Below are 20,878 nucleotides of genomic sequence, written 5' to 3'. Positions count from 1 at the left end.
AGCCCCCGCCTCCGGTGCCTCGCCCTGTCCCCGGCCCGGTCCCGCCCCTGGCGCACCCCTGCCCGGCGCTCACGTCACCAGGCGCAGCGAGGTTCCCGCGATACCCAGCCGTACGCTCTGGCCCCAGGTCAGCTCCAGGGCGTCGGCCTCCATCCCGTCACCGAAGACCACGATCCGGTCCGACTCCACGGTCAGCCGCAGCCCCTGTCCGCGCCCCAGCTCACCGGTGACCCTCGACGTGCCGGTCGCGGGCGAGGGCCAGGCCTCGCGCACGAACCACAGGAGCCGCTCCTCGCACGGTGCGGGCAGCCCCGTGGCGCTGCCGCGCTCCAGCCACAGGGAGCGCAGCCAGCCGGTGGCGCCCGTGCCGGTGCCCACCAGCACCCCGGAGGACGCCTGGGCCTCGCCCGGGCCCTCCTCGCCGTCGGGGCCCAGGCGGTAGCGGGCCGTCTGGTGGCCGGGCGGGCCCAGGTAGATCTCGTTCAGCGCGAGCAGGCGCTGGGCGTCGTCGGCGACGGCCTCGACCATGGTCAGCTCCTCCGCCCGCCCCCCGGCGGCGGCCGCGGCACGCAGCAGGGCGGCCGTGTCGGCGCAGCGGTGACGGACCAGGACCCCGGGGTTGCGCCCCGGGTCGGTGTCGATGCCCACCACCGGCTGCCCGGCGAGGTACTTCGCGGTGTTGGCGACCAGGCCGTCCTGGCCGACCACGACCACCACGTCCTCCGGGGCGAACAGGAAGCGGTCCAGGTCCGCCCGCTCCACCCGACAGCTGCGCCAGGTCAGCGGCACCGCCGCCGCCACCTCCCGCAGCGCCTGCCGCGTGCGGTCGTGGCGGCGGACCACCTCGTCGATGGAGCGGCCCCGGCTGGAGAGGAAGAACGCCGCCTGCCCGTGCGTCCCGTGCCGGGCGAGCAGTTCCTCGTACTCGGTCCTGCGGTGCACCAGGACCGCCCGCGGGGCCAGGCTCACGCGCCCGCCCCGCCGTCCGGACGCCCGAGCCGGGTGAGGAGCCCGGTCAGGACATCGGGGGAGAGCGTGATGCTCTCGATCCGCGGCAGGTTCTCCGCCAGCCGGGTCGCCGCCAGGGCGTGCAGCGTGCCCGGGCCGGCTTCGCCGTGCACCCGCAGCCAGGCGGCCTGGGCCTCGGCGCGCGCCGCGCCCGTCTCGCGCGCCGCCTCGGCGTCCGCGCGGGCCAGGGTGACCTTGCGGGCCGCCTCGGCCTCGCTCCGCACGCCGTCCGCCGCGGCCTGCTCCTCGGCCTCACGGCGGGTGTTGATGCCGCGCTGCTCGACCAGCTGCTCCTCGCGCCGGGCCAGTTCGATCTGGCTGGCCAGCTCGTTCTCGGCGATGGCGCGCTCGCGCTCGACGGCGACGGCCCGGCGTTCGTAGGTGGCCCGGTCCGCCTCCTGCTGGATCTGCTCGCGGGCCGGGGTGCGCAGGGCGCGCTCCACCTCGGCCTCGGGGCGGATCGCGACGACCCGTACGGCCACCACGTCGATGCCGGTGTCCGGGAGCCTGGGCTCGGCGGCGAGACCGTCGGCGACCCGCTGCCGTACGGAGGCGACGCCGTCCACCAGGGCGGCGGCCAGCGGGGTGCGGGCCAGTACGTCCAGCGTGTGCTGCTGCGCGGTCTCGGTGAGGAGGGTGGCGATCTGCTCCAGGGGCGCTCCGCGCCAGCTCCCGGTGTCCGGGTCGACGGAGAAGTCGAGCCGGTCGGCCGCCCGGGCCGGGTCGCTGATCCGGTAGGTGACCGTGGCCTGCACGGTGACGTCCTGGAAGTCGGCGGTACGGGCGTGGAACGCCATGGCCAGCTCCCGGTCGTCGACCGGTACTTCGGACAGCGCCGCCGACAGCGACCGGTACCAGAAACTGAGCCCCCGGCCGTCGTGGACGAGCCGGCCGCGCCGGTGGTGGCGGATGTGTGCGGTGGGCGCGGAGCGCAGATGGCGCCAGCCGAGGCGCCGGGTGATGTCGGCCATGGCGAACCCCCTTCATTTCGTCAAACCGACGATAACGAGGAACCCTCTTACCGTCAAGGTGACGAAAATGGGGGGCGGGCGCGATCCGCGGAGCACCGGGAAAAGAGAAAGGCACCCACCGCGTCGCGGAGGTGCCTGTCCCTGCGCACTGCAGGCCACGCGCCAACATGAGCCTGCGTCTGTCCCTGTTCGCCGGGGTCGGAGCCAGTAGCACTCAGGGATGACGGGCGGGGCGCCGTGCCAGGCGCCCGCCACGCCAGAGACCGTCTCATCAGACCCGGGCGCGGGCAAGTGCAACTGGGACGCACCCGAGCCAACGAACGGGCCCGAACCGTCGCACCGCAACGGCACCCAGCACGTCCTCCCTGGTCGCGGCGGGCGGTGTACCAGAACGCGACAGCCGGGGAAGAACTGCGGGCCGGGACGCCCGCGAGCCAACCACCCGGGCCCCCTTCCCGGGCTGTCCACGAACGGCCCGGCAGCTGGGATGCTCGGTTCCAGGCATCACACCCGGCGGCGCCAACCGCCCTGTGAGACAACGCCTTTGGAGCCAGTAGCCCGCGTCCTGCCGGCCTGCGACCCATGCCGGCAGGGCGCACGATCAGGAGATCGCGCCATGCCCCGTCCCCACTCGTCCGCCCCGGCGAGCCCCTCCCTGCCCCCGCCCCCGCCGCAGGCCGCCACCGGATTCGGTCCCGCTCACGCAGCCGTCATCATCGCCTTCCTTCTCACCGCCGCACTGCTGGCCGTTCTCCACATGCCCGTCGCCGACGTGCTGTGGCTGATCGGCGGAGCCGGAGCCATCGGATCGAGCGTCGTCCTCCTCACCGTCACGGGAGGAGCCGGACGGTTCGGCGCCGCACTGCGCGCCCTGCTGGGACCGGAGAAGTAGCAGTGGCGCGCCCCGAGAAGCCCGTGGACCGCAGCGTCCCCGAACACGCCGCCCTGGCCGACTTCCTGCGCGCCCTCAGGGCCGCCTCACAGGTGACCTACGGCCGGCTCGCATCCGCGGCTCAGCTGTCACCGGCCACCCTCAAACGGGCCGCCTCGGGAGCCGGTGTGCCCAAACTCCCCACCGTCCTCGCCTACGTCACGGCCTGCACACCGCCCGGAACGGCCGGCGCCGCGGACGCGGCGGCCCATGCACGGCTTCTGTGGCGGAAGGCGCGCTACGCCTCGGTCCTGCCCCGCTACAGCTACCACGCACCCGATCCGAAACTCTGCGCCACGGCGGACGATCTGCGCAGCAGCCTGCGCGACCTCCACCTGTGGGCGGGCCGCCCGACCACGCGCTCCATGGAAGGAGAGGCCGGAGGCCTCGGCATCCTCCCGCGGTCGACCGCGCATCGCATCAGCCTGGGCAGGACACTGCCGATCTCCGAGCGCCAGATGCGCAGCTACCTGACCGCATGCGAGGTACCCACCCACCGCCACGAGGACTGGACGCAAGCCCTCCGGCGCATACGCCCGGTCGCCGAGCGGCCCGGCGCACACAGAACCCCACCCGACCGCAACCACACGGGCCACCGGGGCCGACCCCGCGGCCCCATCCGTGCGGCCACCGGGGAGGCGCACGATCTCGCGGCCTTTCTGCGCCACCTGGTGGACGAGGCCGGCATCAGAACCCCCGAGCTGAGCCGGAAGCTGCGCATGCCCGTGTCCCGGGTCTCCGTCCACCTGTCCGGCCGCGTCCCTCCCCGCGTATTCGTCGTGGACCTGGTGAGGGCGGTCACCCCGCCCGCAGTCGCGGAACGCCGGCTCACCCAGGCCATGTCCCTGTGGGACCGAGCCGTGAAGCCGGGCGCGAGGGAGCCTGCGGTCTCGTCCGGCGCAGTCGTCCGAACCGGCTCACGCGAGATCGCGGTGTACGAGCGGCTCTCGGCGTCACTGGAACAGCAGCAGGCGCTGCGGCAGTCGATGGAGAACGCGCAGAGGCTGACCATCATCCTCATGGCCATGATCGGCAAGCTCCAGGCGGACATCGCCACCCTCGAAGAGAGGCGATTCCGCCTGAGCGACACCTCGCCCTCCTACGCCGACCTCGCGGAGCGCCTGCAACGGGCCCGGGAGCAGGCCGAGCGCGCACAGCAGGCCAGGATCAGGGCGGAAGAACTGGCGTTGCGACTCCTGGAGCGGCTCGCGGGTCCCCGCTCCGGGCTCCAGCTCGAACGGGCCGACCGGCCGCAGGAGTGCCTCGGGCCCGTCGAACCGCTGACGGGGACCGGCCGGGATGCCGCCGCGCCCGGCCACGACGACATCGACATCGCACTGTTCAGGGCCCGGCAGATCCTCGACCAGAGCGAAGCGGGGCTCGAACACTTCGCTGACGATCTGGGGCCGCACCGCCCGGGAAAGGCTGCCTAGTACCCCTGTGGAGGCCGTGAGCGGGCGTCGGCGCCCGCTCTCCTTGCTTCAGAACCGGCCGGCGGACCCGGCTGGGTCCGCCGGCCGGTCCTCGTCACAGTCGTAGCCGCACTGGAAACCGCCCTGTGCCGGGCCGGAAAGCGGGCATGCGTACGCAGAAGGGCCTGCCAAAGCGTTGGGACACCCATGGGCAGAAGAACCGTCGCGCAGGAAGCCGCCATCGGGCCGGACCTGAACGGCCGGCAGTGAACAGCCAGAGCTGTTGTCAGAAAATGACCAGCTTCTGCTGCGGGCCGTCCTGCGTCTCTTGGACGAAGACGGAACCGCCGTCGCTCAGCACCTGTTCGATGTAGGCGTAGAGAGACAGAGCTCGGTTGATGCTGTCCGTCTTGCTGTCGCCTGTTAGTTCGACTGCCCGATCGAGCGACCTGGATGCCCGTGCGGTCAGATTGACGGTGACCCTGTCCAGTGGACTGGTCCCTCGCCCAGAAGCGGCTGGGCGACCTCCGTCGACAGTGGTGCCAGCACTCCTTGGCATGACAGCTTCCTTCCCTCTCCGACTTCGACCTCCGCGTTGCCTCTCAAGCGGGCCGGAGGTCCTGCATGCTGCCGCCTCAAACGCCAATTTGATGCGGCTGGTCTGCACAGCATGCGCTTCCTGTCATCACAAGTCAAGCGATTGAGGCTGCTTGGGGACGTCACGTTCGATGTGCAGCCCAAGGCCTCTTCGGGCGCCGGCGGCGCCCGTCGGCGCACCCGGCAACCGCGCCGTCCCGGTTGGTCCAGAAGCTCGATCGGTGCTGTCCGGCAGCCCTTGAGGGTGCCTTGAGCGGCGGCCGCCGACGCCCGCCGCCAGTCCTGGACCGACCCCTCGGATTCGATTGCACTCGCATATCAAGCACATTTTATGCACGGTACAGCTGGTTTTCGTCTGGTCTTTATACAGACATCGTGCGCATCGCTGGTACGCTCTAAGCGGGACACCCGTCGCCACCGGCGACAGGCAGAAAGAACCGTTGAAAACTAAACAGAAGGGCTGAAATGGCCACGCGTAAGTACACGGACACCGACCTCTCGCACGAGGAGCCGACGCACCGGGCGGACCTGGGGATGGAGCGCGTCGACCTCGAGGTGGGTACCGGCGGGGTGCGTCTCAGGAGCACCCTGCGCAGTAACTCCCCGATCGCGCGCGCCGTGCAGTGTCTGCTGCTGGCGATCGTGATCCTCGGACTCCCCGCCGGGGCCGGGGCGGTGGCGATGTGGCTGGGCCTCGGACCCGTCGTCATCGGCATCTTCTCCGGTACCGGCCTCGTTGCGGCCGTCGGGATCGTTGCCTTCGTCTACAAGAAGCCCGGTGCCGACGCCGACAGGCAGGAGCCGGCGAGCCGGCCTCCCGCCCAGCGGCGCAACCGGAAGACCAGGCGAGGAAAGAACAACTCGCGCCGCTAACCGATTTCTTTCTCCTCCACCAGCCGGTGGGCGGAGCAGCAGTCGCTGCTCCGCCCACCGGCCTTTCCGCGTTCCCCGATCGCTCGGCACGGGGCGAGACCGGCCCGCTTCCGGCTCCCCGGTCATGGGGACGCAGATGTTCCGGACACGGACACGGGCGGAAGCCGCGACCGAGAAGCACCGGGCCGGCGGTGGCGCCTGTGATCCGTCCGGCCCCGGTGCTGCGGCGCCGACGACCACGGCTTGACGATGCCGAGGCGAGCGGCGCCGTACGCGGCAGAGCCGATGCCATTCCCGTGAACTCCCGCATCCCACCCGCGTCTTCCCGCGGCCGGAAGCACATCGCGACGATCGACGGGCACCACCGATCAGCGCCTCGGGCACCTCCCCGCGGTACGCCCCGTTGCCACCCGCCGTCGTGTGCATCCGTAAAGCCGGAAGGCCTCGGGACGCCCCGGACCGCAGGCGGCCCGGCGGGCCGGTACTCCGCTCGGGTCGGTCCCTCCCTCTCCGGCGTCAGCCCAGTTGCTCGGCCAGTCCGACGATGATGCCCTCGGGGCCGCGGACGTAGCAGAGCAGATAGCTGTCCTCGAACCGGGCCATCTCGCCGACGAGTTCGGCGCCGTGAGGGCGCAGGCGGGCAACGGTGTCCTCGATGTCGTCGACGGCGAACATGACGCGGTGCGTGCCCAGAATGTTGTGCGGCCGGTTGCGCGGCCCGGCGCTGACCGCCGCGGGGCTGCGGTACTTCGCGAGCTCGATCCGGCTGAGACCGTCCGGGGTCCGGACCATCGCGATGTCACAGCGGACGCCGTCGAGCCCGGTGCACCGGTCGGCGACGGGGCCCTCGACCTGCGCCCTGCCCTCCAGCTCCATGCCGAGTTCCACGAAGAACGCGACGGCGGCGTCCAAGTCCCCGACGACGATGCCGACGTTGTCCATCCGCTGAATCGCCATGCTGCTTCCTCCTTCTTCCTCGTGCAGCCGGTGGTGGTGGCCGCTGATGCCCCGGGGACGGAGCCGGTGACGCGTTCTCGACATCCGCAGCCGCAGCGCACCGACCCCGCTTCTCCATGCAACCCCGGCGATCGGCAGCGTGCGCGCTCCGGCGTCGCGCCGCCCCGCCGGTTCACCGTGCCGGGTCATCCCGGGCGGGCGGGGTTCCCCGGTGAACGGGAACACGCTCCGGTACGTTCCCTGTCCGGCCGAAGCCCGCCGGTACCGCCGCCCGGTGCGCTACCCGCGTCCGCGGGAGGACCTCACCCGTCCGAAGGGGGGTGCGGCTGAGCCGGTTCGGGGGCGGCGGTCTCCCAGGGAGGAGGCATGCGCGACTCCGTCCACGCGGCCAGGTCGTCGGCGTCGACGCAGACGATGCCGCACGTGGCGGCGTACTCCTGGGCCGGAGCGGTGAAGGAGCTGGTGGTCACCACCACGGCCACATCGGCCTCGTGGACGGCGAAACAGGTACCGCCGAAGCGCTGCAGGTCCTGCGAGCCGACCCGGTTGCCCTCGCCGTAGTGCTTGCACTGGACGACGACGCGCAGGCCGTCCGCCGTCGTGGCGATCACGTCGGCGCCCAAGTCGCCCGCCCCGCCCACGACTTCCACCTGGAGGCAGCCGTCCCGGGCGCACAGCGCGGCGATCGTGTGCTCGAAGCCGTCGGCGTCCACCGCCGCGTGATCCAGCGCGCCGGGCCCCACCTCGGGCACATCGGCCGCAACCGCCGCAGGCCCGGCAGCGGCAGGCGCAACGAGGAGCGACGTCACGGCCGGCGGATCTGCGGACGGCGGGTACGCGGGGCCCTGCGGATACGCGGTCGCCGGGTAAGCCGTCCCCGGACACGCGGGGGCACGGCGCCGGACGGGGGCCAGGCCCCACCGGGCCAGCGCCACCCCGGCCACCAGGACGATCACCGTGACGATCGGCGTCACAGGTATGCCGCCACCCGCCCCCGCCCCCGCCGCCGTCCGTACGAACACGGCCAGTCCGCCCAGGCAGATACCCACGAGCCCGACCGCCAGCACGACGTCCCGCCCCACGGACGCGTCACCCTCACCCGCACCCGGACCACCCCGACGGCCTCCCGATCTCGCCATCCAGGCCCCCTCCCTCACTCGTTCCCGCGGCTGGACCCCGTACGTTCCCTCGTCTGATCACTCATCCCGGATCCAAACGGTCCCGCCGGCGCGGGGTGCGGGAGCTCACCCCCGCTGCCATGAGCTGCAGCCGTGCAGGTTCCCTCGCGTTGCCGAGCCGGTACTCGGGCAAGGGGTCGGGTCCCGCGGGGGTTCGGAGGAGCGCTCCCAGCGGTACGGTCCGGCCGGATCGGCCGCCGGTTCCTCCAGGTACAAGGTGGTCGCGCCACCGACCAGGACCAGTGCCGCCCAACTGCCCCATAACCACCGTCGTATCGGCGTTGACACGTTCATCTCCCTGTTGCGCAGCTGTCCTTCGGACTCCGGGTGCCCATGGTCGAGGCAGCGGTGGACCGCTGTCAGACCGGCGGCGTTGCCGCAGAGCACCGGAGCCCGTCACCCGGTGCGGGCCCCGCGAGCGGCGCGGCGCGGCCGTTCCGCAGCGGGCCCGGGCCCATCGCAGTGTAAAAAATGGTGCACATCTGCACGCCTTTGATGCAACCCTGGTGCGCATCGTGGCCCCCAGTGCTCCAAGGAAGGCATCACCATGGATCAGCAGCAGCTTCCCGCGCACCCCGACAGCGAGCGGTACTCGGTGACCCTGTGCCCCCCGGCGGTCACCGTCGTCTCCGAGCTGACCGCCGCGAGCGGCGTCAGCAAGTCCGACGTGATCAACCGGGCGGTGCTCCTGCTCGGGTTCATCGAGAACGAGCGGGCCAAGGGCAACGACCTGATGATCCGCGACACCGGCGGCGCCCTGGAGCGCATCCACATCATCTGAAGCACGACCCGCAGGCCGCCCTGCCGCGGGCTCGTGATCAGGAACGCGGCGATACCGGGCCGCCGAGCGGCGCGGTCAACCGCGACCGCCAGCCTTCCTCCGTCAGCGCCACCAACTGGAGCGCGGCCGCACGGGTGCGCAGAGGCAGCAGGCGGCCGGCCGCCGCGCGGACACGGGCGGCGGTCGGGTCGTCCGCGCCCATGGCGACCGTGACATGCGCGGCGGGCCGCTCCCCGAAGCGGCCCCCGTACGGGCGCAACCCGGGCCACCGGGCGCGGAACGCATCGACGACCGGCTGGAGTTGCGGAACGGTGACGCCGACGAAGCCGGACGCCGTCACGACTTCCTCCATCAGCAGATCAGCGGCCGGAAAACTCGCCGCCAGGGAACGCACGCCCCTCTCGTCCTGACCCGTCAGCGCCGATTCCGGTACGAAGGGGTAGAGCAGTGAGACGTGCGCCGGCATCCCCCGACGCACCAGAGCCGGGTCGATGCGCCGCGCCGCGTCGAGGAGCGGCGCGGCATCGGGCAGAACAATGACGACGGCGGTGGTTCCTGGCTCTGGCACCCCGTCATCATCGCAGGCCAGGTACGGGATTGGCCCTGACCGACCGGGGTCAGCGGAATGAGCCGATGGTCTCGCTCACCCAGATGTCACGGCCGAGGGCCGCGGCGGCCAGCACCCGCACGGGCCGGCCCATGGCGAGCAACTGCCGTGCCAGGCAACGCCCGACGATCCCCGTCGGGCTGTTGCCCTCGTCCTTGCGCGGGCCGACGACGGTCAGCAGAAAACGGCGTTCACCGGCCGGCGGGACCGGTTCCGCGTGATCATCGGCCGGAACTCCGGCGGCGATGCCGTCACGCTGGCCGAAATGCGCGCAGCGCCGCAGGGGAACGGGCGCAGGCTCTCCCCAACCCGCACTGTCCATGGTCCACTTGAGGGTCGGCCGTGCCACGAGGGGGAGCAGCACATGTCGGAAGTCCTGGTGACCACAGCCGTTCCCGGTGAGGGCAGGGGGCGTCGGCGACGCCGTTGGCCCGTAGGGGCGGTTCCCGTACTCGCCGTGCTCCTCGCGGGTACGGTCGCGTGCGGCGGGGACGGTGGGGGCGGGCAGCCGCCGGCCGACAAGGCAGTACCGACGGCGGCCGGCCAGAGCGCCTCGGCGAAGACGGAGCACAAGAGCCTGGAGATGAAGGGCCTGGTCGCGCTGGTGTCCGGCAACCTCACCGAGCTCGTGGTCTTCGACGAGACGACCGGCAGGACCAAGGCGGGAGCCTTCCTGCCCCAGTACGCCGTACCGAGCGCGTGGAGGAGGCAGGCCTTCTCGCCGGACTGGCACTCCGTCGTGTGGACGACGAAGGGCGGCGACCTGTACTTCGGGGAGTACACGAGCGGCGCGGGCCCGAACGGGAACTACGGCGACACACCCGTGCATATAGGGGGTAAGCCGACATATTCGGGTGGCAAGCCCGGATACACGCAACCCCGCTTCGGCCCGGACGGGAAGCGCGTGTACTTCCTGGCCAACAACGACAAGGTGTACTCCGCCGACCCCAAGAGCCCGGATGACCTGAAGGAAGAGGCGACCCTCGGGCCCGGAACATCCGCGCAGGAGAACGAGCTCGCCTGGGACATCGCCGCGTCCGGCCAGGTCGAGAAGCGACAGGCCGCGTCCCCCGGACGCGACAGCGAGGTGCCCGCCCCGGACGGCAAGAGGACCCTCGTCAAGAACGGATCAGGCTGGTTCCTGAAGGAAACGGGCAGCAGCGCCGAGCCGAAGTTCCTCTTCGAACACCTCCTCGACTACGACGAGAAGCCACTGGCGAACAAGAGCGTGACCGTCGACGTCCTCGGCTGGTACTGACCTGCCGCCGCCCTGACGCGTGGTGGCCGCCGCGCACACGGGATCGCCGCCCAAGACACGACGTCAGGACGGCGTCACCGGCTGGGGAGGAGCACGCGGATACGAGGCCGCAGGACCGGCTCAGGGCCGTGAGCCGGGTGCGGGCCGTTCACGCGTGGGGGCCGACTGCCCGTCACAAGGCCGCGTCGACCGGCTCGGGATGGTTCGACTGGATCTGCGCCACGGCAAGAGGCATGAACGACATGACGGCATCGGCCTCCGGCTGGGTCAGCGAGAGGACGCTGCTGATGACGACGAGCGAACTCCCCACGCGTACCACGGTCGCGTCGGCACGTTGCGCGTCACCCGTGGTGCCCATCGTCACCGACGCCTGGATGACGAGGCTCTCGTCCCCGAGCCGTGGACCTTCGGCGACGGCGAAACCGGCGGCCACGGCCGGCTCCCATGACGCACGGGGCAGGTCCACGCTCCGGCACCGGCCCACCAGGTCACGCATGTCCTGCAGCGCCTGGTGCGCACCGTCGCCCGGGAACGAGTAGAGCATCTCCGATCCGGGGATGACGCCGTTCCCGGCGGAGTGCCCGCCGCTGAACACGGCTGCCGCAGACGCAGCCGAGGCCGCCGTACCCGCGTCCGCGACACTCTGCCCGTCGAGAAGGCCCGCGCAGGTCGGCGGTGTCGCCGCCGCGCCCGGTGTTCCCTTCGGGCGCTCCTTCGCGGGCTCCGCCACGGAGGTCCAGCCACCCGGCATGACCGCGGGCAGGAGGTGTGTTCGCAGCTCTGCAGCCGACATCGGCGTTTGCGGCGCCGATATCGGCTGTTGCGGCTCCGTCGGGCTTCCGCAAGCCGTGATCGACGCAAGCATCACAAGTCCAGCCACGCACCGGATCCCGGAGTCGGTCACCTCGGCACACCTCCCACCTCAAGTGATCGAACTGCCAGGAGCCGGCAGGATAGCGGTGCCTTTGACCGTCCCGGCGGCCGGGAGGCGCCGGACCCGGACCACCGGCACCGCTCACGCGGCGACGTCGTCGAGGCCGTCACGGCCCCGCAGCGCGCTGGTCGACGCGTCAGCCGTCGAAGCGGTGGCGGGAAGCCTCGATGTGACCGAGGTGCCGGTGGGTCCAGTCGCACAGTCCGTCGATCGTCACGCGCAAAGCCCGGCCCGGGCCGGTGAGGGTGTACTCGACCCGCGGCGGCACGACGGGGTGGACCGTCCGCTCGACCAGACCGTTGCGCTCCAGCATGCGCAGGTTCTGGGTGAGCATCTTGTGGCTGATGCCCTCGATCTCGTCCCGCAGCCCACCGAAGCGCAGGGTGCGCTCTCCCAGGGCCTCGATGATCAGGAGAGCCCACTTGTTGGCGACGTCCGAGAAGATCTCCCGGGCCAGGGAGTCGGCGCGCCTCACGTCCCCGTCGTCGGCCGAGCCGCCGAGCTGCTTGGTCACCACAAGGTTCCCCAGTCACCGAAAAGTGCGTTCTTCCATGTCAGCGATCACTCTCCTACGGTTCCTGAGTAACCACAAGAGAGCACGTAAGCCACGCGCGCCACGGAGCGCACTCTGACAAGGAGACAGCAGCATGCCCGTCACCCTGGTGAACCCCGGCGGACTGCCGAAGATCGATGCCTACCGGCAGGTGTCGGTAGCGACCGGCTCGAAGCTGGTCTTCATCGCAGGCCAGGTCGCCTGGGATGCCGACGGTGCCACGGTCGGCGAGGGTGACCTCGCCGCTCAGGTCGAGCAGTGCTACCTCAACCTCAACACCGCCCTGGACGAGGTCGGTGCCTCATTCGACGACGTGGCGAAGCTGACCGTCTACGTCGCCGACTGGACCCCCGGCAAGATGCCGCTGCTCATGGAAGGGATCACCCGGGCGGTCGCGAAACTGGGCGTCACCCCGACACCCCCGGCCACCCTGCTGGGCGTTGCGGCTCTGGACGTACCCGAGCACCTGGTCGAGATCGAAGCCACCGCAGTCATCGACTGAACAGGTCCTGTGAACAGGCCCTTTGGGCAGGCCCTTTGGACAGGTCCTTTCCGCCGGGGCCGAACCGAGTACGCGCCACCGGCGGCGAGGCGGCCCCCGGCCGACCGGGCTAGCCCGCGCCGGTCGCGCCGGGTGGCGGGAGGTGTCGGGTGATCCGGTCGAAGAGCTCGACCAGTGGTTCGCTGATGTGCCTGCCGAACTCGGTGAGCCCGTAGGTGACCTGAGGCGGCGTCGTGGGCTCGACCGCCCGCCACACCACCTCGTCCCGGACCAGAGCGCGGAGGGTCTGGGCGAGCATCTTCTCGCTGATGCCCTGGATGCTCTCGCGGAGCTCGTAGAACCGAAGGTCCTTGCTCCGCAAGGAGATCAGCACCCAGATGCCCCAACGACTGGTCACGTGGTCGACCATGTCGCGCGCGGGGCAGTCCGTGTGAAACACGTCATACCGCTTCACCGCATCACCGGCTCCGAGCTGCGCGCTACCCCTCATGTGAGGAGCTTACCCACAGGTATGTCCTTACCAGAAGTTAGTCCTCCTCCTAGCGTCAGGTGCGTACAAGTCACGGGGACGAAGGAGCTGATCATGATCGTGGTGACCGGGGCTACCGGGAACGTGGGCCGGCCGCTGACGCGGGCCCTTGCAAAGGCCGGCGAGGAAGTGCTGGCGGTATCGCGGCACAAGGCGCCGGTGCCGGACGGCGTCCGCCGACTGGCGGCCGATCTCGCCGAGCCCGCCGCTCTGCAGCCTGTACTCGCAGGGGCGAAGGCCCTGTTCCTGCTGCTGTCCGGGGACCTGCACGGTCCCGGCACCGGCCCGGCCGAGACCGTCAACCGGGCCGCGGCCGCCGGGGTCCGCCGGGTCGTCCTGCTCTCCACACAGGGCGTGGCGACCAGGCCGTACGGTCCGACACGGATCGCGATGCGCGCCCTGGAGGAAACGGTTCGGGAATCCGGCATGGAGTGGTCGATCCTGCGGCCGGGCGGCTTCGCCTCCAACGCCCTGTGGTGGGCCCCTGCCGTCCGCGCGCAGCGGGCCGTCGCCGCCCCGTTCGCGGATGTCGGCGTCCCGGTCATCGACCCGTGGGACATCGCCGAGGTCGCGGCGGCCTGCCTGCTGGAGGACCGGCACCTGGGCGGCGTGTACGAGCTGACCGGCCCGGAGGTGATCACCCCCCGGCAGCAGGCACAGGCCATCGCCACCGCACTCGGCTCGCCCCTTCGCGTCCACGACCTCACCCGCGACGAGGCCAAGGCCGCCATGACCCGGAACATGCCTGCAGAACTCGCGGACGACACCCTGGACATCCTCGGCGCCCCGAGCGACGCGGAACTGCGCATCAGCCCCGCCGTCCAGCAGGTCCTGACCCGCCCCGCACGCCCCTTCGCCGACTGGGCCGCACGCAACGTCGCCGCGTTCCGCTGAGCCGCCGCCCGCGCGGGGTGGGCCCCGCCCGGGCGTTCGCAGGGTGTGGTCGGGGGGCCGGCGGCTGTAGGCGCGTGACCTGCTAGGTTGACCGTTCTTTTGTCAGGCGCGGCTGGGGGAGCAAGGGTGATGGGGCGCGGGCTGGTGCGATCGGCGACAGGGGCGATCGGGACCGGTGTCCTGGCGGCGGGGCTGATGGCCTGCGGGCCGTCGGAATCCAAGCAGACCCCAGCGGGCAGGGGCGTGCAGGATCCGAAGCCGGCCGCGAGTGCGAGTGCGAGTGCGAGTGCGGGTACGGGAACGGCCGCCGGTGTCAAGGCAGTCGGTTCCGTCGGCGGCGAAGACACCCCGTGCCGCCTGCCCGTCTCCTTCGACCTGGTCCAGGACTGGAAGCCGAAAGCCGTCACGCACGCCGAGGACGACCGGTTCGCTTCCCTCTTCCAGCAGGGCGGGATGACCCTCGCCTGCGAGATCGACGCCAAGCCTGCCGGGAACATCGGCTTCCTGCGCGTCTGGGTCGCCGACGAGCCGGCCGCGCCCGGAGACGCCCGCAAGGTCCTCGAAGCGTTCATGGCCGGCGAGAAGGCCAAGGGCACCCCGGTCTACACCGACCTGAAGGCAGGCCCGGCCGGCGCCGCGCTCCCGGCCGTCCAGGCCGCGTACGAGACCGACCCCCTGGACGAACCCAAGAAGGAGAGCGCCTTCGCCGCCGTCACCCCGGGCGGCGAGGCGGTCGTCGTCCAACTGGGCGGGCTGGACAGCGGCGAGCACGATGAGATGCTGCCCGCCTTCCGGCTGGCCCAGCAGTCCCTGAAAGCCGCCAACCAGCGATGACCGCCCCACGGCGGAACGTGGTCTCGCACGGCTGACCCACCGCTCACCCGTGCCGCAGTACGCATACGGTCCCCGGCCGACGGGCATCCGTCCAGGGTGATCGGAACCGAACCGCCCCAGGGCCAGGACCCGCCTCCGCAAGCCGTCCGGGCCGGACCGGTCCGCGCCCTGCACGCGTCCTACCAGGCCCTCGCGGCCGTCGTGGCCCCGCTGGAGGACGAAGACTCCTGGCAGCCCACCGGCTGTACGGGCTGGGCCGTCCGGGACCTGCTCTTCCACTGCCTCATGGACTGCCAGCGCGGGCTCGTGGCCCTGCACACCCCCGCGCCCGGACCGGCGGACCGGGACGCCGTCACCTACTGGAGCGACAGGCGCCCCGATAGGGAAGGCGCGGCCAACGGCCGACGCTGGGCGCGGGTCAGCGCCGGCATGTTCCTGCATTTCGGCCAACTGCGCGGACTGTACCTGGAGACCGCGGCAGCCACCCTGAACGCCGCCGCCGCGACCGACCCCGGCCTCCTCCTCTCGACCCAGGGCCACACCATGACCGCCGGCGACCTGATGAAGACCCTCACCGCCGAGGCGACCGTCCACCACCTCGACCTCGTCGCCTCACTCCCACACGCTCCCGGGGCCTCACCGCCCGGACTGGCATGCGTACGTGCCACCCTGGACGGCCTGCTGGGCCGCCCGCTCCCGCTCGACTGGAGCGACGAGCACTACGCACGCGCCGGCACGGGCCGCCTGCCCCTCACGAACGCCGAAGAACGGGCACTGGGACCGGACGCCGCCTCCTTCCCCCTGTTCGGCTGACAGGACCGGTGTCCCCAGGACGCGCAGTCCATGTCTGCCCGATGCCGGCGGCGGCGGTCCTTCGCGTCCACCATCCGTTCCGGCCGGTTCCGGACGTTCCTGGACACCCGCCGGTGAGCCCGCTTCCCTGCGGGGCCCGGGAACGGGCGCTCGGGTGAACCCGGGCAGACTGGCCGAAACTGGCATCGATGAGATAGGTGCCTTAGGCATGTAATGGAGTCCGGCGTGAACGGAACCATCGCTTGCGAGGTGTTGCTTTCCATGACCGAGGCCATGTCCCATGCCCTGCCGGATGTCGTCGCCTTCCCCCAGGACCGCACCTGCCCCTACCACCCGCCGGCCGCGTACGGGCCGCTGCGGCAGAACCGGCCCCTCTCACGGGTCACCCTCTTCGACGGCCGCTCCGTATGGGTGGTCACCGGCCACGCCGAGGCGCGCGCCCTGCTCTCCGACGCGCGGCTGTCCAGCGACCGCACCAAGGAGGCATTCCCCGCCCCCACCCGCCGCTTCAAGGGCGTCCAGGGCCGGCGCACCGCGCTGCTCGGGGTGGACGACCCCGAGCACAACCGGCAGCGCAGGATGCTGATCCCGAGCTTCTCGGTCAAGCGGATGGCGGCCATGCGGCCGCAGATCCAGGAGACCGTGGACCGGCTGATCGACGCCATGACAGCGCGCGGCACACGGGCCGAACTCGTCAGCTCCTTCGCCCTGCCGGTCCCGTCCATGGTGATCTGCTCCCTGCTCGGGGTCCCGTACGCGGACCACGAGTTCTTCGAGGGGGAGTCGCGGCGGCTGCTGCGCGGCCCCGAGCCCGCCGATGTCGAGGACGCCCGCCGCCGGCTGGACAGCTACCTGGAGGCCCTGATCCGGCACAAGCGCACCGATCCGGGCGACGGGCTGCTGGACGAGCTGATCGCCACCCGGCTGGAGACCGGCACGACCACCGTGGAGGAACTGGTCGACCTGGCTCTGATCCTGCTGATCGCGGGCCACGAGACCACGGCAAACATGATCTCCCTCGGCACCTTCACGCTGCTGCGCCACCCCGAGCAGCTCTCCGAACTGCGCGACGACCCCTCGCTGATGTCGGAGGCGGTGGAGGAGCTGATGCGGTTCCTCTCCATCGCCGACGGCATGCTGCGGATGGCCACCGAGGAGATCGAGGTCGGCGGCGTGACGATCCGCCCCGACGAGGGGGTGGTCTTCTCCACCTCCGTCATCAACCGCGACGAGACGGTCTTCGAGGAGCCGGACGCACTCGACTGGAATCGGCCCACCCGCCACCACCTGGCCTTCGGCTTCGGCATCCACCAGTGCCTGGGCCAGAACCTGGCCCGCGCCGAGATGGAGATCGCCCTGGGCACCCTCTTCCGGCGGCTGCCCGGCCTGCGCCTGGCGGCCGACCCGGACGAGATCCCCTTCAAGCCCGGGGACACCATCCAGGGCATGCTCGAACTCCCCGTGGCCTGGTGAGCGGCATGCAGATCTCGGTCGACCAGGACATCTGCATCGGCGCCGGCCAGTGCGCGCTGACCGCGCCCCAGGTGTTCACCCAGGACGACGACGGGCTCAGCGAGGTGCTCCCGGGCCGCGAGGACGGCCACGGCAGCCCGCTCGTACGGGAGGCCGCCCGGGCCTGCCCGGTCTCGGCGATCACCGTCGCGGAGGGCTGAGGCTCCGCCGGACCGGCGGGCCCGCAGAGCCGGACCGTCCGTCGGGGCGCCACACCCGGCGAGCGCCCGTCAGGGGCCGGGTGGTGGGTGGTGGGTGGTGGGTGGTTGCACATGCCGTAGCGGCATGTGGTGTCGTCGAGGGCACCACAGCACGAAAGGCCCCGTCTGCGATGTACCCCTCCGCCACGCCTCCCCGCGAGGTCAAGATCGGCGATGCCGCCGCCTTCGCCGGAACCACCCCGCGCGCCATTCGTCACTACCACCAGATCGGTCTGCTGCCGGAGCCCGGGCGAGGCGGAGACGGCCGCCGCCGCTACGGCTACGACGACATGATCCGCCTGCTGTGGATCCGCAAGATGTCCGAAGCCGGCATCAGCCTGGACGACATGCGGGCCGCCTTCGACGAAGCCCGGGACGTCGAGGACGTCCTGGGCCGGCTGGAGGAGACCCTGGCCGCCCAGGAGGCCGACATCAAGCGCCAGCGCGCGGCAGTCCAGCGCCTGCGGGCCGTGGGCAGCCCACTGGGCCTGCTCTCCCCGTTGGTCACGGACCGGCTCAGCCACCTGCCTTCCGGCGCACTGCGCCCCTCCGACCTGGACGCCCTGCTCGTCACAGAACGGATCTTCGGGCCGCTGGGAGCCGCAGTTCAGGCCAGCGTGTTCATCACCCTGGCGACCCATCCCGGCCTGCGGGCCGAGGCAGACCGACTCGACGCGGCCGACGCCGCCCTCGATGACACCGTCGACCCCCACGACCCGCAGGTCGGGGAACTCGCCGCGCGGCACTGCGCCCACCACAAGGCCCTGCTCCAGGCCATTGAAGCGGCCGGACTGGACGTGGCCGAGGAGAAGCTCTTCGAGATCTGCGACGACGAGGCGAGCGGCGAGGAGGACGCCCGGATGAGTGCCTTCGAAGCGGTGACCAAGATGCCCTACGGCTTCTCCGCGGCCCGGACGCGGTGCGTGGAACTCACGGCACGGCTCCTTGCCGGGGACCTCTCCGCAAGCGGCTGACCGCTGGTGTGGCCGTGCGTGCGGATCCCGGCGACTGAGCCGGGCCCTTCGGTGCACGCGATGTGCGGACACCATGCCGCAACGGCCGCCCTCCGCGCCCTATGACTACGCGTCACGAGCCCGCGTGACTGCCGGGTTCGGGCAGGTCAGGCGGGCCGGCGGAGCTTCTAGGATCTGCGGCATGGCAACACGACTCGTGCAGATCAATATGAAGGCCCGTGACGACTCCGCGCTCGGCCGGTTCTGGGCGGAGGCACTCGGCTGGGGTGTCGACAGCGAGGGACCCGGCGTGACCAACCTCGAACCCGTGGGCTTCGCCTACCCCGACCCCGTGGCCGTTTGCATCGACATCGTCGCCCGCCCGGAACCCAAAACGGTCAAGAACCGCGTGCACCTCGATCTGGCCACCACCTCGACCGCCCATCAGGCGGAGTTGGTCGCGCGCTTGAAGGATCTCGGCGCGACGCTCGCCGACGTGGGGCAGGGCGACGTCCCCTGGACGGTCATGGCCGACCCGGAAGGCAACGAGTTCTGCGTCCTGGAGCCCCGTCCGGTCTACCAGGACACCGGGCCGGTCGCCGCGGTGGTGGTCGACTGCACCGACCCACGGGAGATGGCGCGGTTCTGGGGCGAGGCGATGGACTGGACGCTGTGCGAGGTCACCGACGAGCAGGCGACCATGCGCTCCGCCAAAGGCGTAGGCCCCTACCTGGAGTTCGTCCGCACTCCCGACACCAAGAGCGTGTGGAACCGCGTCCACCTCGACGTCCGCCCCTACCCCGGTGACGACCTGGCCGCAGAGGCAGCCCGACTGTGCGCCCTGGGAGCCACCGCCCCCGATTTTGACCGGTCCGCAATCTCCTGGACGGTTCTGGCCGACCCGGAAGGCAACGAGTTCTGCCTCCTCACGCCTCGCTGACGTGAGCGGACACGGGGTGACCTCCGATCGGCGGTGGCCGTTTCCCCGGGCCGCCGTCACGTTCCCGGCGCCCTGGGCGGCGTTGGACAGGCGGCCCCGGCACGCGTAGCAGTCCGCCGCAGGGCCTCCGCGTCCGCGTCCTCGTCGGCGGTGGCGCGGGCACCGGGCCGGCGACACCGGGCCGGCACCCGTCGTGGGCGTCCCGGCCGCCGATCGTCCTCGGCCCGGATGCCATCGGGCATGCGGCTGGGGGGCGATCCAGCCGGAGTTCCAGCGTGAGGCGGTGTGGACAGACCGGGGCCGGCTCCCAGCCGGCGGCCCACTGGCAGGCGCACCGGCCCGCGCCGATAGGGTGCGGGCCGGACTGCCGGGAGGGGCTGAGGATGAGACCAGGGCGAAGACTGTGGATCACAGGGCTGGTGCTGGTGCCCCTGGGGGTGCTGCTGGCGGCGGGCACGTGGCTGCTCGGTGACTCCGCCTTCGGCGGCCACAGCGTCGGCTCCGATGCCATGCGGCCGACGTACGAGCAGGGCGACACCGTCTTCACGAAGAAGATCGACGGCACCGACGTCCATCGCGGCGACGCGGTCTTCTACTACCTGCCCGGGCGCTACACCGACACCGCTCTCGTCTTCCAGCGCGTCATCGGGGTCGGCGGCGACCGGGTGAGCTGTGACGGGCAGCAGGTACGGGTGAACGGCAAGCCGCTGCACGAGACGTACGTCGCCGGGGGCGACCCCGTAGGTGACGGCAAGAGCTATGACGTGAAGGTGCCGGACGGCAGGATCTTCGTGATGGGCGACAACCGGGTCAACTCCCGGGACTCCCGCTACTTCCTGTCGGACGGACAGAGCGGCACGATCCCTGCGGACGCGGTCCGCGAGCGGGCGTTCGACGGCGCGGGCCTCGCCATCGCGATGGCCGGCCTCCTGATCGGCGGGTTCGTCCTCGCGCTCATCGGGCTCGGCTGCGGTCTGGCCGGATATCTGATCATGCGCCGGGGCCCTCGGGCGCAGCCCGCGCCCGCGCCGCCCTACGTCTTCCCGTCACCCTGACCAGGACCCCGACGCAGGAAGGTCACAGCCGCCCGTACGTCTCCCGATCACCGTCGCCCGCACCGGGGACCTGCCCCGCCGGCATGCCTTCGCCACCGGGCCGGAACTGTCAGACCCCTGCGCCATGCTCACCGGCATGAACGAAGACGCCTTCTGGCAGCTCATCGAGGACTGCAGGCCCACAGAACCCGACCCGGACGCCGACCTCCTTGCGGACACGCTGACCGAGCGGCTTGCCCGATCCCCGTTGCCGCTGGTCACCGGCTTCGCCGAACGACTGTCATGGGCGCTCTACCGGCTGGACCGCAAGGAGTACGGACACGACCTGGGCGCAGACGCCTTCCTCTACACCCGTGCCGCGGTCGTCGCCGCCGGCCGCACCGCATTCGACAGCGTTCTCAAAGATCCTGCCGCCTTCACTCCTTACGCCACCGACCTCGTCTGGGCCGAAAGCCTGCTCTACACACCGGACCGGGCATACAGACGCATCACCGGGCAGGAGTGGGACCGCAACACGCGCTACTCCTACGAGTCGTACTCGAACACCGGGGGCTGGACCGATTGACCGGCACGGCCTGCCGATGGT

Annotated in this window: 24 protein-coding genes; 15 read left to right on the top strand and 9 right to left on the bottom strand. The window is 71.4% G+C overall.

Annotated elements, in window-relative coordinates; translation table 11 throughout:
• Positions 1–69 precede the first annotated feature (69 nt).
• Both Sspor_RS01705 and Sspor_RS01700 read right to left on the bottom strand, forming a co-directional pair.
• Positions 70–969, bottom strand: a complete 900-nt coding sequence (locus tag Sspor_RS01705; protein ID WP_202197384.1) for a hypothetical protein — start codon at positions 967–969, stop codon at positions 70–72.
• A complete protein-coding gene (locus tag Sspor_RS01700; RefSeq protein ID WP_202197383.1) occupies positions 966–1,979 on the bottom strand; it encodes an SPFH domain-containing protein in 1,014 nt (337 codons plus the stop codon). The genes Sspor_RS01705 and Sspor_RS01700 overlap by 4 nt, the downstream gene beginning before the upstream one ends.
• A 616-nt stretch (positions 1,980–2,595) precedes the next feature.
• On the opposite strand from Sspor_RS01700, the gene Sspor_RS01695 reads away from it, so the two are divergent.
• From Sspor_RS01695 to Sspor_RS01685, 3 genes are all read left to right on the top strand, one after another.
• On the top strand, positions 2,596–2,871 hold the full coding sequence (locus Sspor_RS01695) for a hypothetical protein (RefSeq protein WP_202197382.1): 276 nt from the start codon (positions 2,596–2,598) through the stop codon (positions 2,869–2,871).
• Between the two features lie 2 nt (positions 2,872–2,873).
• Positions 2,874–4,343 (top strand): helix-turn-helix domain-containing protein, encoded by a 1,470-nt coding sequence (locus tag Sspor_RS01690; protein WP_202197381.1) that lies wholly within the window; start codon positions 2,874–2,876, stop codon positions 4,341–4,343.
• A 1,041-nt stretch (positions 4,344–5,384) separates the two neighbouring features.
• A complete protein-coding gene (locus Sspor_RS01685; RefSeq protein WP_202197380.1) occupies positions 5,385–5,792 on the top strand; it encodes a hypothetical protein in 408 nt (135 codons plus the stop codon).
• 516 nt (positions 5,793–6,308) lie between these two features.
• Here Sspor_RS01685 and Sspor_RS01680 read toward each other — a convergent pair.
• Both Sspor_RS01680 and Sspor_RS01675 read right to left on the bottom strand, forming a co-directional pair.
• A complete protein-coding gene (locus tag Sspor_RS01680; RefSeq protein WP_202197379.1) occupies positions 6,309–6,749 on the bottom strand; it encodes a VOC family protein in 441 nt (146 codons plus the stop codon).
• A 302-nt stretch (positions 6,750–7,051) separates the two neighbouring features.
• Positions 7,052–7,831 carry a restriction endonuclease gene (locus Sspor_RS01675; protein WP_237403599.1) on the bottom strand — a complete coding sequence of 260 codons (780 nt, stop codon included), beginning with the start codon at positions 7,829–7,831 and terminating at the stop codon, positions 7,052–7,054.
• 643 nt (positions 7,832–8,474) lie between these two features.
• On the opposite strand from Sspor_RS01675, the gene Sspor_RS01670 reads away from it, so the two are divergent.
• Positions 8,475–8,708, top strand: coding sequence for a hypothetical protein (locus Sspor_RS01670; RefSeq protein ID WP_202197377.1), 234 nt, complete (start codon positions 8,475–8,477; stop codon positions 8,706–8,708).
• Positions 8,709–8,745: 37 nt separating this feature from the next.
• On the opposite strand, the gene Sspor_RS01665 is transcribed toward Sspor_RS01670, so the two are convergent.
• Both Sspor_RS01665 and Sspor_RS40175 read right to left on the bottom strand, forming a co-directional pair.
• Entirely contained in the window at positions 8,746–9,276 is a 531-nt protein-coding gene (locus tag Sspor_RS01665; protein ID WP_237403598.1) for a 2'-5' RNA ligase family protein, read from the bottom strand.
• A gap of 49 nt (positions 9,277–9,325) precedes the next feature.
• Entirely contained in the window at positions 9,326–9,664 is a 339-nt protein-coding gene (locus Sspor_RS40175; RefSeq protein ID WP_237403597.1) for a hypothetical protein, read from the bottom strand.
• 15 nt (positions 9,665–9,679) lie between these two features.
• Between Sspor_RS40175 and Sspor_RS01655 the strand changes: the two genes are divergently transcribed.
• Entirely contained in the window at positions 9,680–10,573 is an 894-nt protein-coding gene (locus Sspor_RS01655) for a hypothetical protein (protein ID WP_202197376.1), read from the top strand.
• A 172-nt stretch (positions 10,574–10,745) separates the two neighbouring features.
• On the opposite strand, the gene Sspor_RS01650 is transcribed toward Sspor_RS01655, so the two are convergent.
• Complete coding sequence (locus Sspor_RS01650; protein WP_202197375.1) at positions 10,746–11,477, bottom strand: hypothetical protein; 732 nt, start codon at positions 11,475–11,477, stop codon at positions 10,746–10,748.
• A 166-nt stretch (positions 11,478–11,643) separates the two neighbouring features.
• Positions 11,644–12,024 carry a winged helix-turn-helix transcriptional regulator gene (locus Sspor_RS01645; RefSeq protein WP_202197374.1) on the bottom strand — a complete coding sequence of 127 codons (381 nt, stop codon included), beginning with the start codon at positions 12,022–12,024 and terminating at the stop codon, positions 11,644–11,646.
• Between the two features lie 130 nt (positions 12,025–12,154).
• Between Sspor_RS01645 and Sspor_RS01640 the strand changes: the two genes are divergently transcribed.
• A complete protein-coding gene (locus Sspor_RS01640) occupies positions 12,155–12,562 on the top strand; it encodes a RidA family protein (protein WP_202197373.1) in 408 nt (135 codons plus the stop codon).
• A 109-nt stretch (positions 12,563–12,671) separates the two neighbouring features.
• Here Sspor_RS01640 and Sspor_RS01635 read toward each other — a convergent pair whose 3' ends face one another.
• Entirely contained in the window at positions 12,672–13,052 is a 381-nt protein-coding gene (locus Sspor_RS01635; RefSeq protein ID WP_202197372.1) for a winged helix-turn-helix transcriptional regulator, read from the bottom strand.
• A gap of 93 nt (positions 13,053–13,145) precedes the next feature.
• Between Sspor_RS01635 and Sspor_RS01630 the strand changes: the two genes are divergently transcribed.
• The 9 genes from Sspor_RS01630 to Sspor_RS01590 all read left to right on the top strand — a co-directional run bounded on the left by Sspor_RS01630 (position 13,146) and on the right by Sspor_RS01590 (position 20,857).
• Positions 13,146–13,985, top strand: a complete 840-nt coding sequence (locus Sspor_RS01630) for an SDR family oxidoreductase (protein WP_202197371.1) — start codon at positions 13,146–13,148, stop codon at positions 13,983–13,985.
• 144 nt (positions 13,986–14,129) lie between these two features.
• Positions 14,130–14,819 (top strand): lipoprotein, encoded by a 690-nt coding sequence (locus Sspor_RS01625; RefSeq protein ID WP_202197370.1) that lies wholly within the window; start codon positions 14,130–14,132, stop codon positions 14,817–14,819.
• A gap of 96 nt (positions 14,820–14,915) precedes the next feature.
• Positions 14,916–15,632 carry a maleylpyruvate isomerase N-terminal domain-containing protein gene (locus Sspor_RS01620; protein WP_237403596.1) on the top strand — a complete coding sequence of 239 codons (717 nt, stop codon included), beginning with the start codon at positions 14,916–14,918 and terminating at the stop codon, positions 15,630–15,632.
• A gap of 261 nt (positions 15,633–15,893) precedes the next feature.
• Positions 15,894–17,105, top strand: coding sequence for a cytochrome P450 (locus Sspor_RS01615; RefSeq protein WP_237403595.1), 1,212 nt, complete (start codon positions 15,894–15,896; stop codon positions 17,103–17,105).
• Between the two features lie 5 nt (positions 17,106–17,110).
• Positions 17,111–17,305 carry a ferredoxin gene (locus Sspor_RS01610; RefSeq protein ID WP_202197516.1) on the top strand — a complete coding sequence of 65 codons (195 nt, stop codon included), beginning with the start codon at positions 17,111–17,113 and terminating at the stop codon, positions 17,303–17,305.
• Positions 17,306–17,475: 170 nt separating this feature from the next.
• Complete coding sequence (locus tag Sspor_RS01605; RefSeq protein ID WP_202197369.1) at positions 17,476–18,318, top strand: MerR family transcriptional regulator; 843 nt, start codon at positions 17,476–17,478, stop codon at positions 18,316–18,318.
• A 181-nt stretch (positions 18,319–18,499) separates the two neighbouring features.
• A complete protein-coding gene (locus Sspor_RS01600; protein WP_202197368.1) occupies positions 18,500–19,237 on the top strand; it encodes a VOC family protein in 738 nt (245 codons plus the stop codon).
• Positions 19,238–19,656: 419 nt separating this feature from the next.
• Entirely contained in the window at positions 19,657–20,292 is a 636-nt protein-coding gene (gene lepB, locus Sspor_RS01595) for a signal peptidase I (RefSeq protein ID WP_237403594.1), read from the top strand.
• A gap of 136 nt (positions 20,293–20,428) precedes the next feature.
• Positions 20,429–20,857, top strand: a complete 429-nt coding sequence (locus Sspor_RS01590; protein ID WP_202197366.1) for a DUF4240 domain-containing protein — start codon at positions 20,429–20,431, stop codon at positions 20,855–20,857.
• Positions 20,858–20,878 lie beyond the last annotated feature (21 nt).

The sequence above is a fragment of the Streptomyces spororaveus genome, assembly GCF_016755875.1.
Classification (GTDB): Bacteria; Actinomycetota; Actinomycetes; order Streptomycetales; family Streptomycetaceae; genus Streptomyces; species Streptomyces spororaveus.
The sequence above is the reverse complement of the archived record's forward strand: the minus strand, read 5'-3'. Positions and strand labels throughout refer to the sequence as shown.

What these genes read in the sequence shown, in the direction of transcription:
- Sspor_RS01670 (WP_202197377.1), top strand. Translation starts at nt 8,475, where the DNA reads ATGGATCAGCAGCAGCTTCCCGCGCACCCCGACAGCGAGCGGTACTCG.
- Sspor_RS01605 (WP_202197369.1), top strand. Translation starts at nt 17,476, where the DNA reads ATGTACCCCTCCGCCACGCCTCCCCGCGAGGTCAAGATCGGCGATGCC.
- Sspor_RS01655 (WP_202197376.1), top strand. Translation starts at nt 9,680, where the DNA reads ATGTCGGAAGTCCTGGTGACCACAGCCGTTCCCGGTGAGGGCAGGGGG.
- Sspor_RS01685 (WP_202197380.1), top strand. Translation starts at nt 5,385, where the DNA reads ATGGCCACGCGTAAGTACACGGACACCGACCTCTCGCACGAGGAGCCG.
- Sspor_RS01610 (WP_202197516.1), top strand. Translation starts at nt 17,111, where the DNA reads ATGCAGATCTCGGTCGACCAGGACATCTGCATCGGCGCCGGCCAGTGC.
- Sspor_RS01640 (WP_202197373.1), top strand. Translation starts at nt 12,155, where the DNA reads ATGCCCGTCACCCTGGTGAACCCCGGCGGACTGCCGAAGATCGATGCC.
- Sspor_RS01635 (WP_202197372.1), bottom strand. Translation starts at nt 13,052, where the DNA reads ATGAGGGGTAGCGCGCAGCTCGGAGCCGGTGATGCGGTGAAGCGGTAT.
- Sspor_RS01700 (WP_202197383.1), bottom strand. Translation starts at nt 1,979, where the DNA reads ATGGCCGACATCACCCGGCGCCTCGGCTGGCGCCATCTGCGCTCCGCG.
- Sspor_RS01680 (WP_202197379.1), bottom strand. Translation starts at nt 6,749, where the DNA reads ATGGCGATTCAGCGGATGGACAACGTCGGCATCGTCGTCGGGGACTTG.
- Sspor_RS01590 (WP_202197366.1), top strand. Translation starts at nt 20,429, where the DNA reads ATGAACGAAGACGCCTTCTGGCAGCTCATCGAGGACTGCAGGCCCACA.
- Sspor_RS01630 (WP_202197371.1), top strand. Translation starts at nt 13,146, where the DNA reads ATGATCGTGGTGACCGGGGCTACCGGGAACGTGGGCCGGCCGCTGACG.
- Sspor_RS01695 (WP_202197382.1), top strand. Translation starts at nt 2,596, where the DNA reads ATGCCCCGTCCCCACTCGTCCGCCCCGGCGAGCCCCTCCCTGCCCCCG.
- Sspor_RS01600 (WP_202197368.1), top strand. Translation starts at nt 18,500, where the DNA reads ATGGCAACACGACTCGTGCAGATCAATATGAAGGCCCGTGACGACTCC.
- Sspor_RS01615 (WP_237403595.1), top strand. Translation starts at nt 15,894, where the DNA reads ATGACCGAGGCCATGTCCCATGCCCTGCCGGATGTCGTCGCCTTCCCC.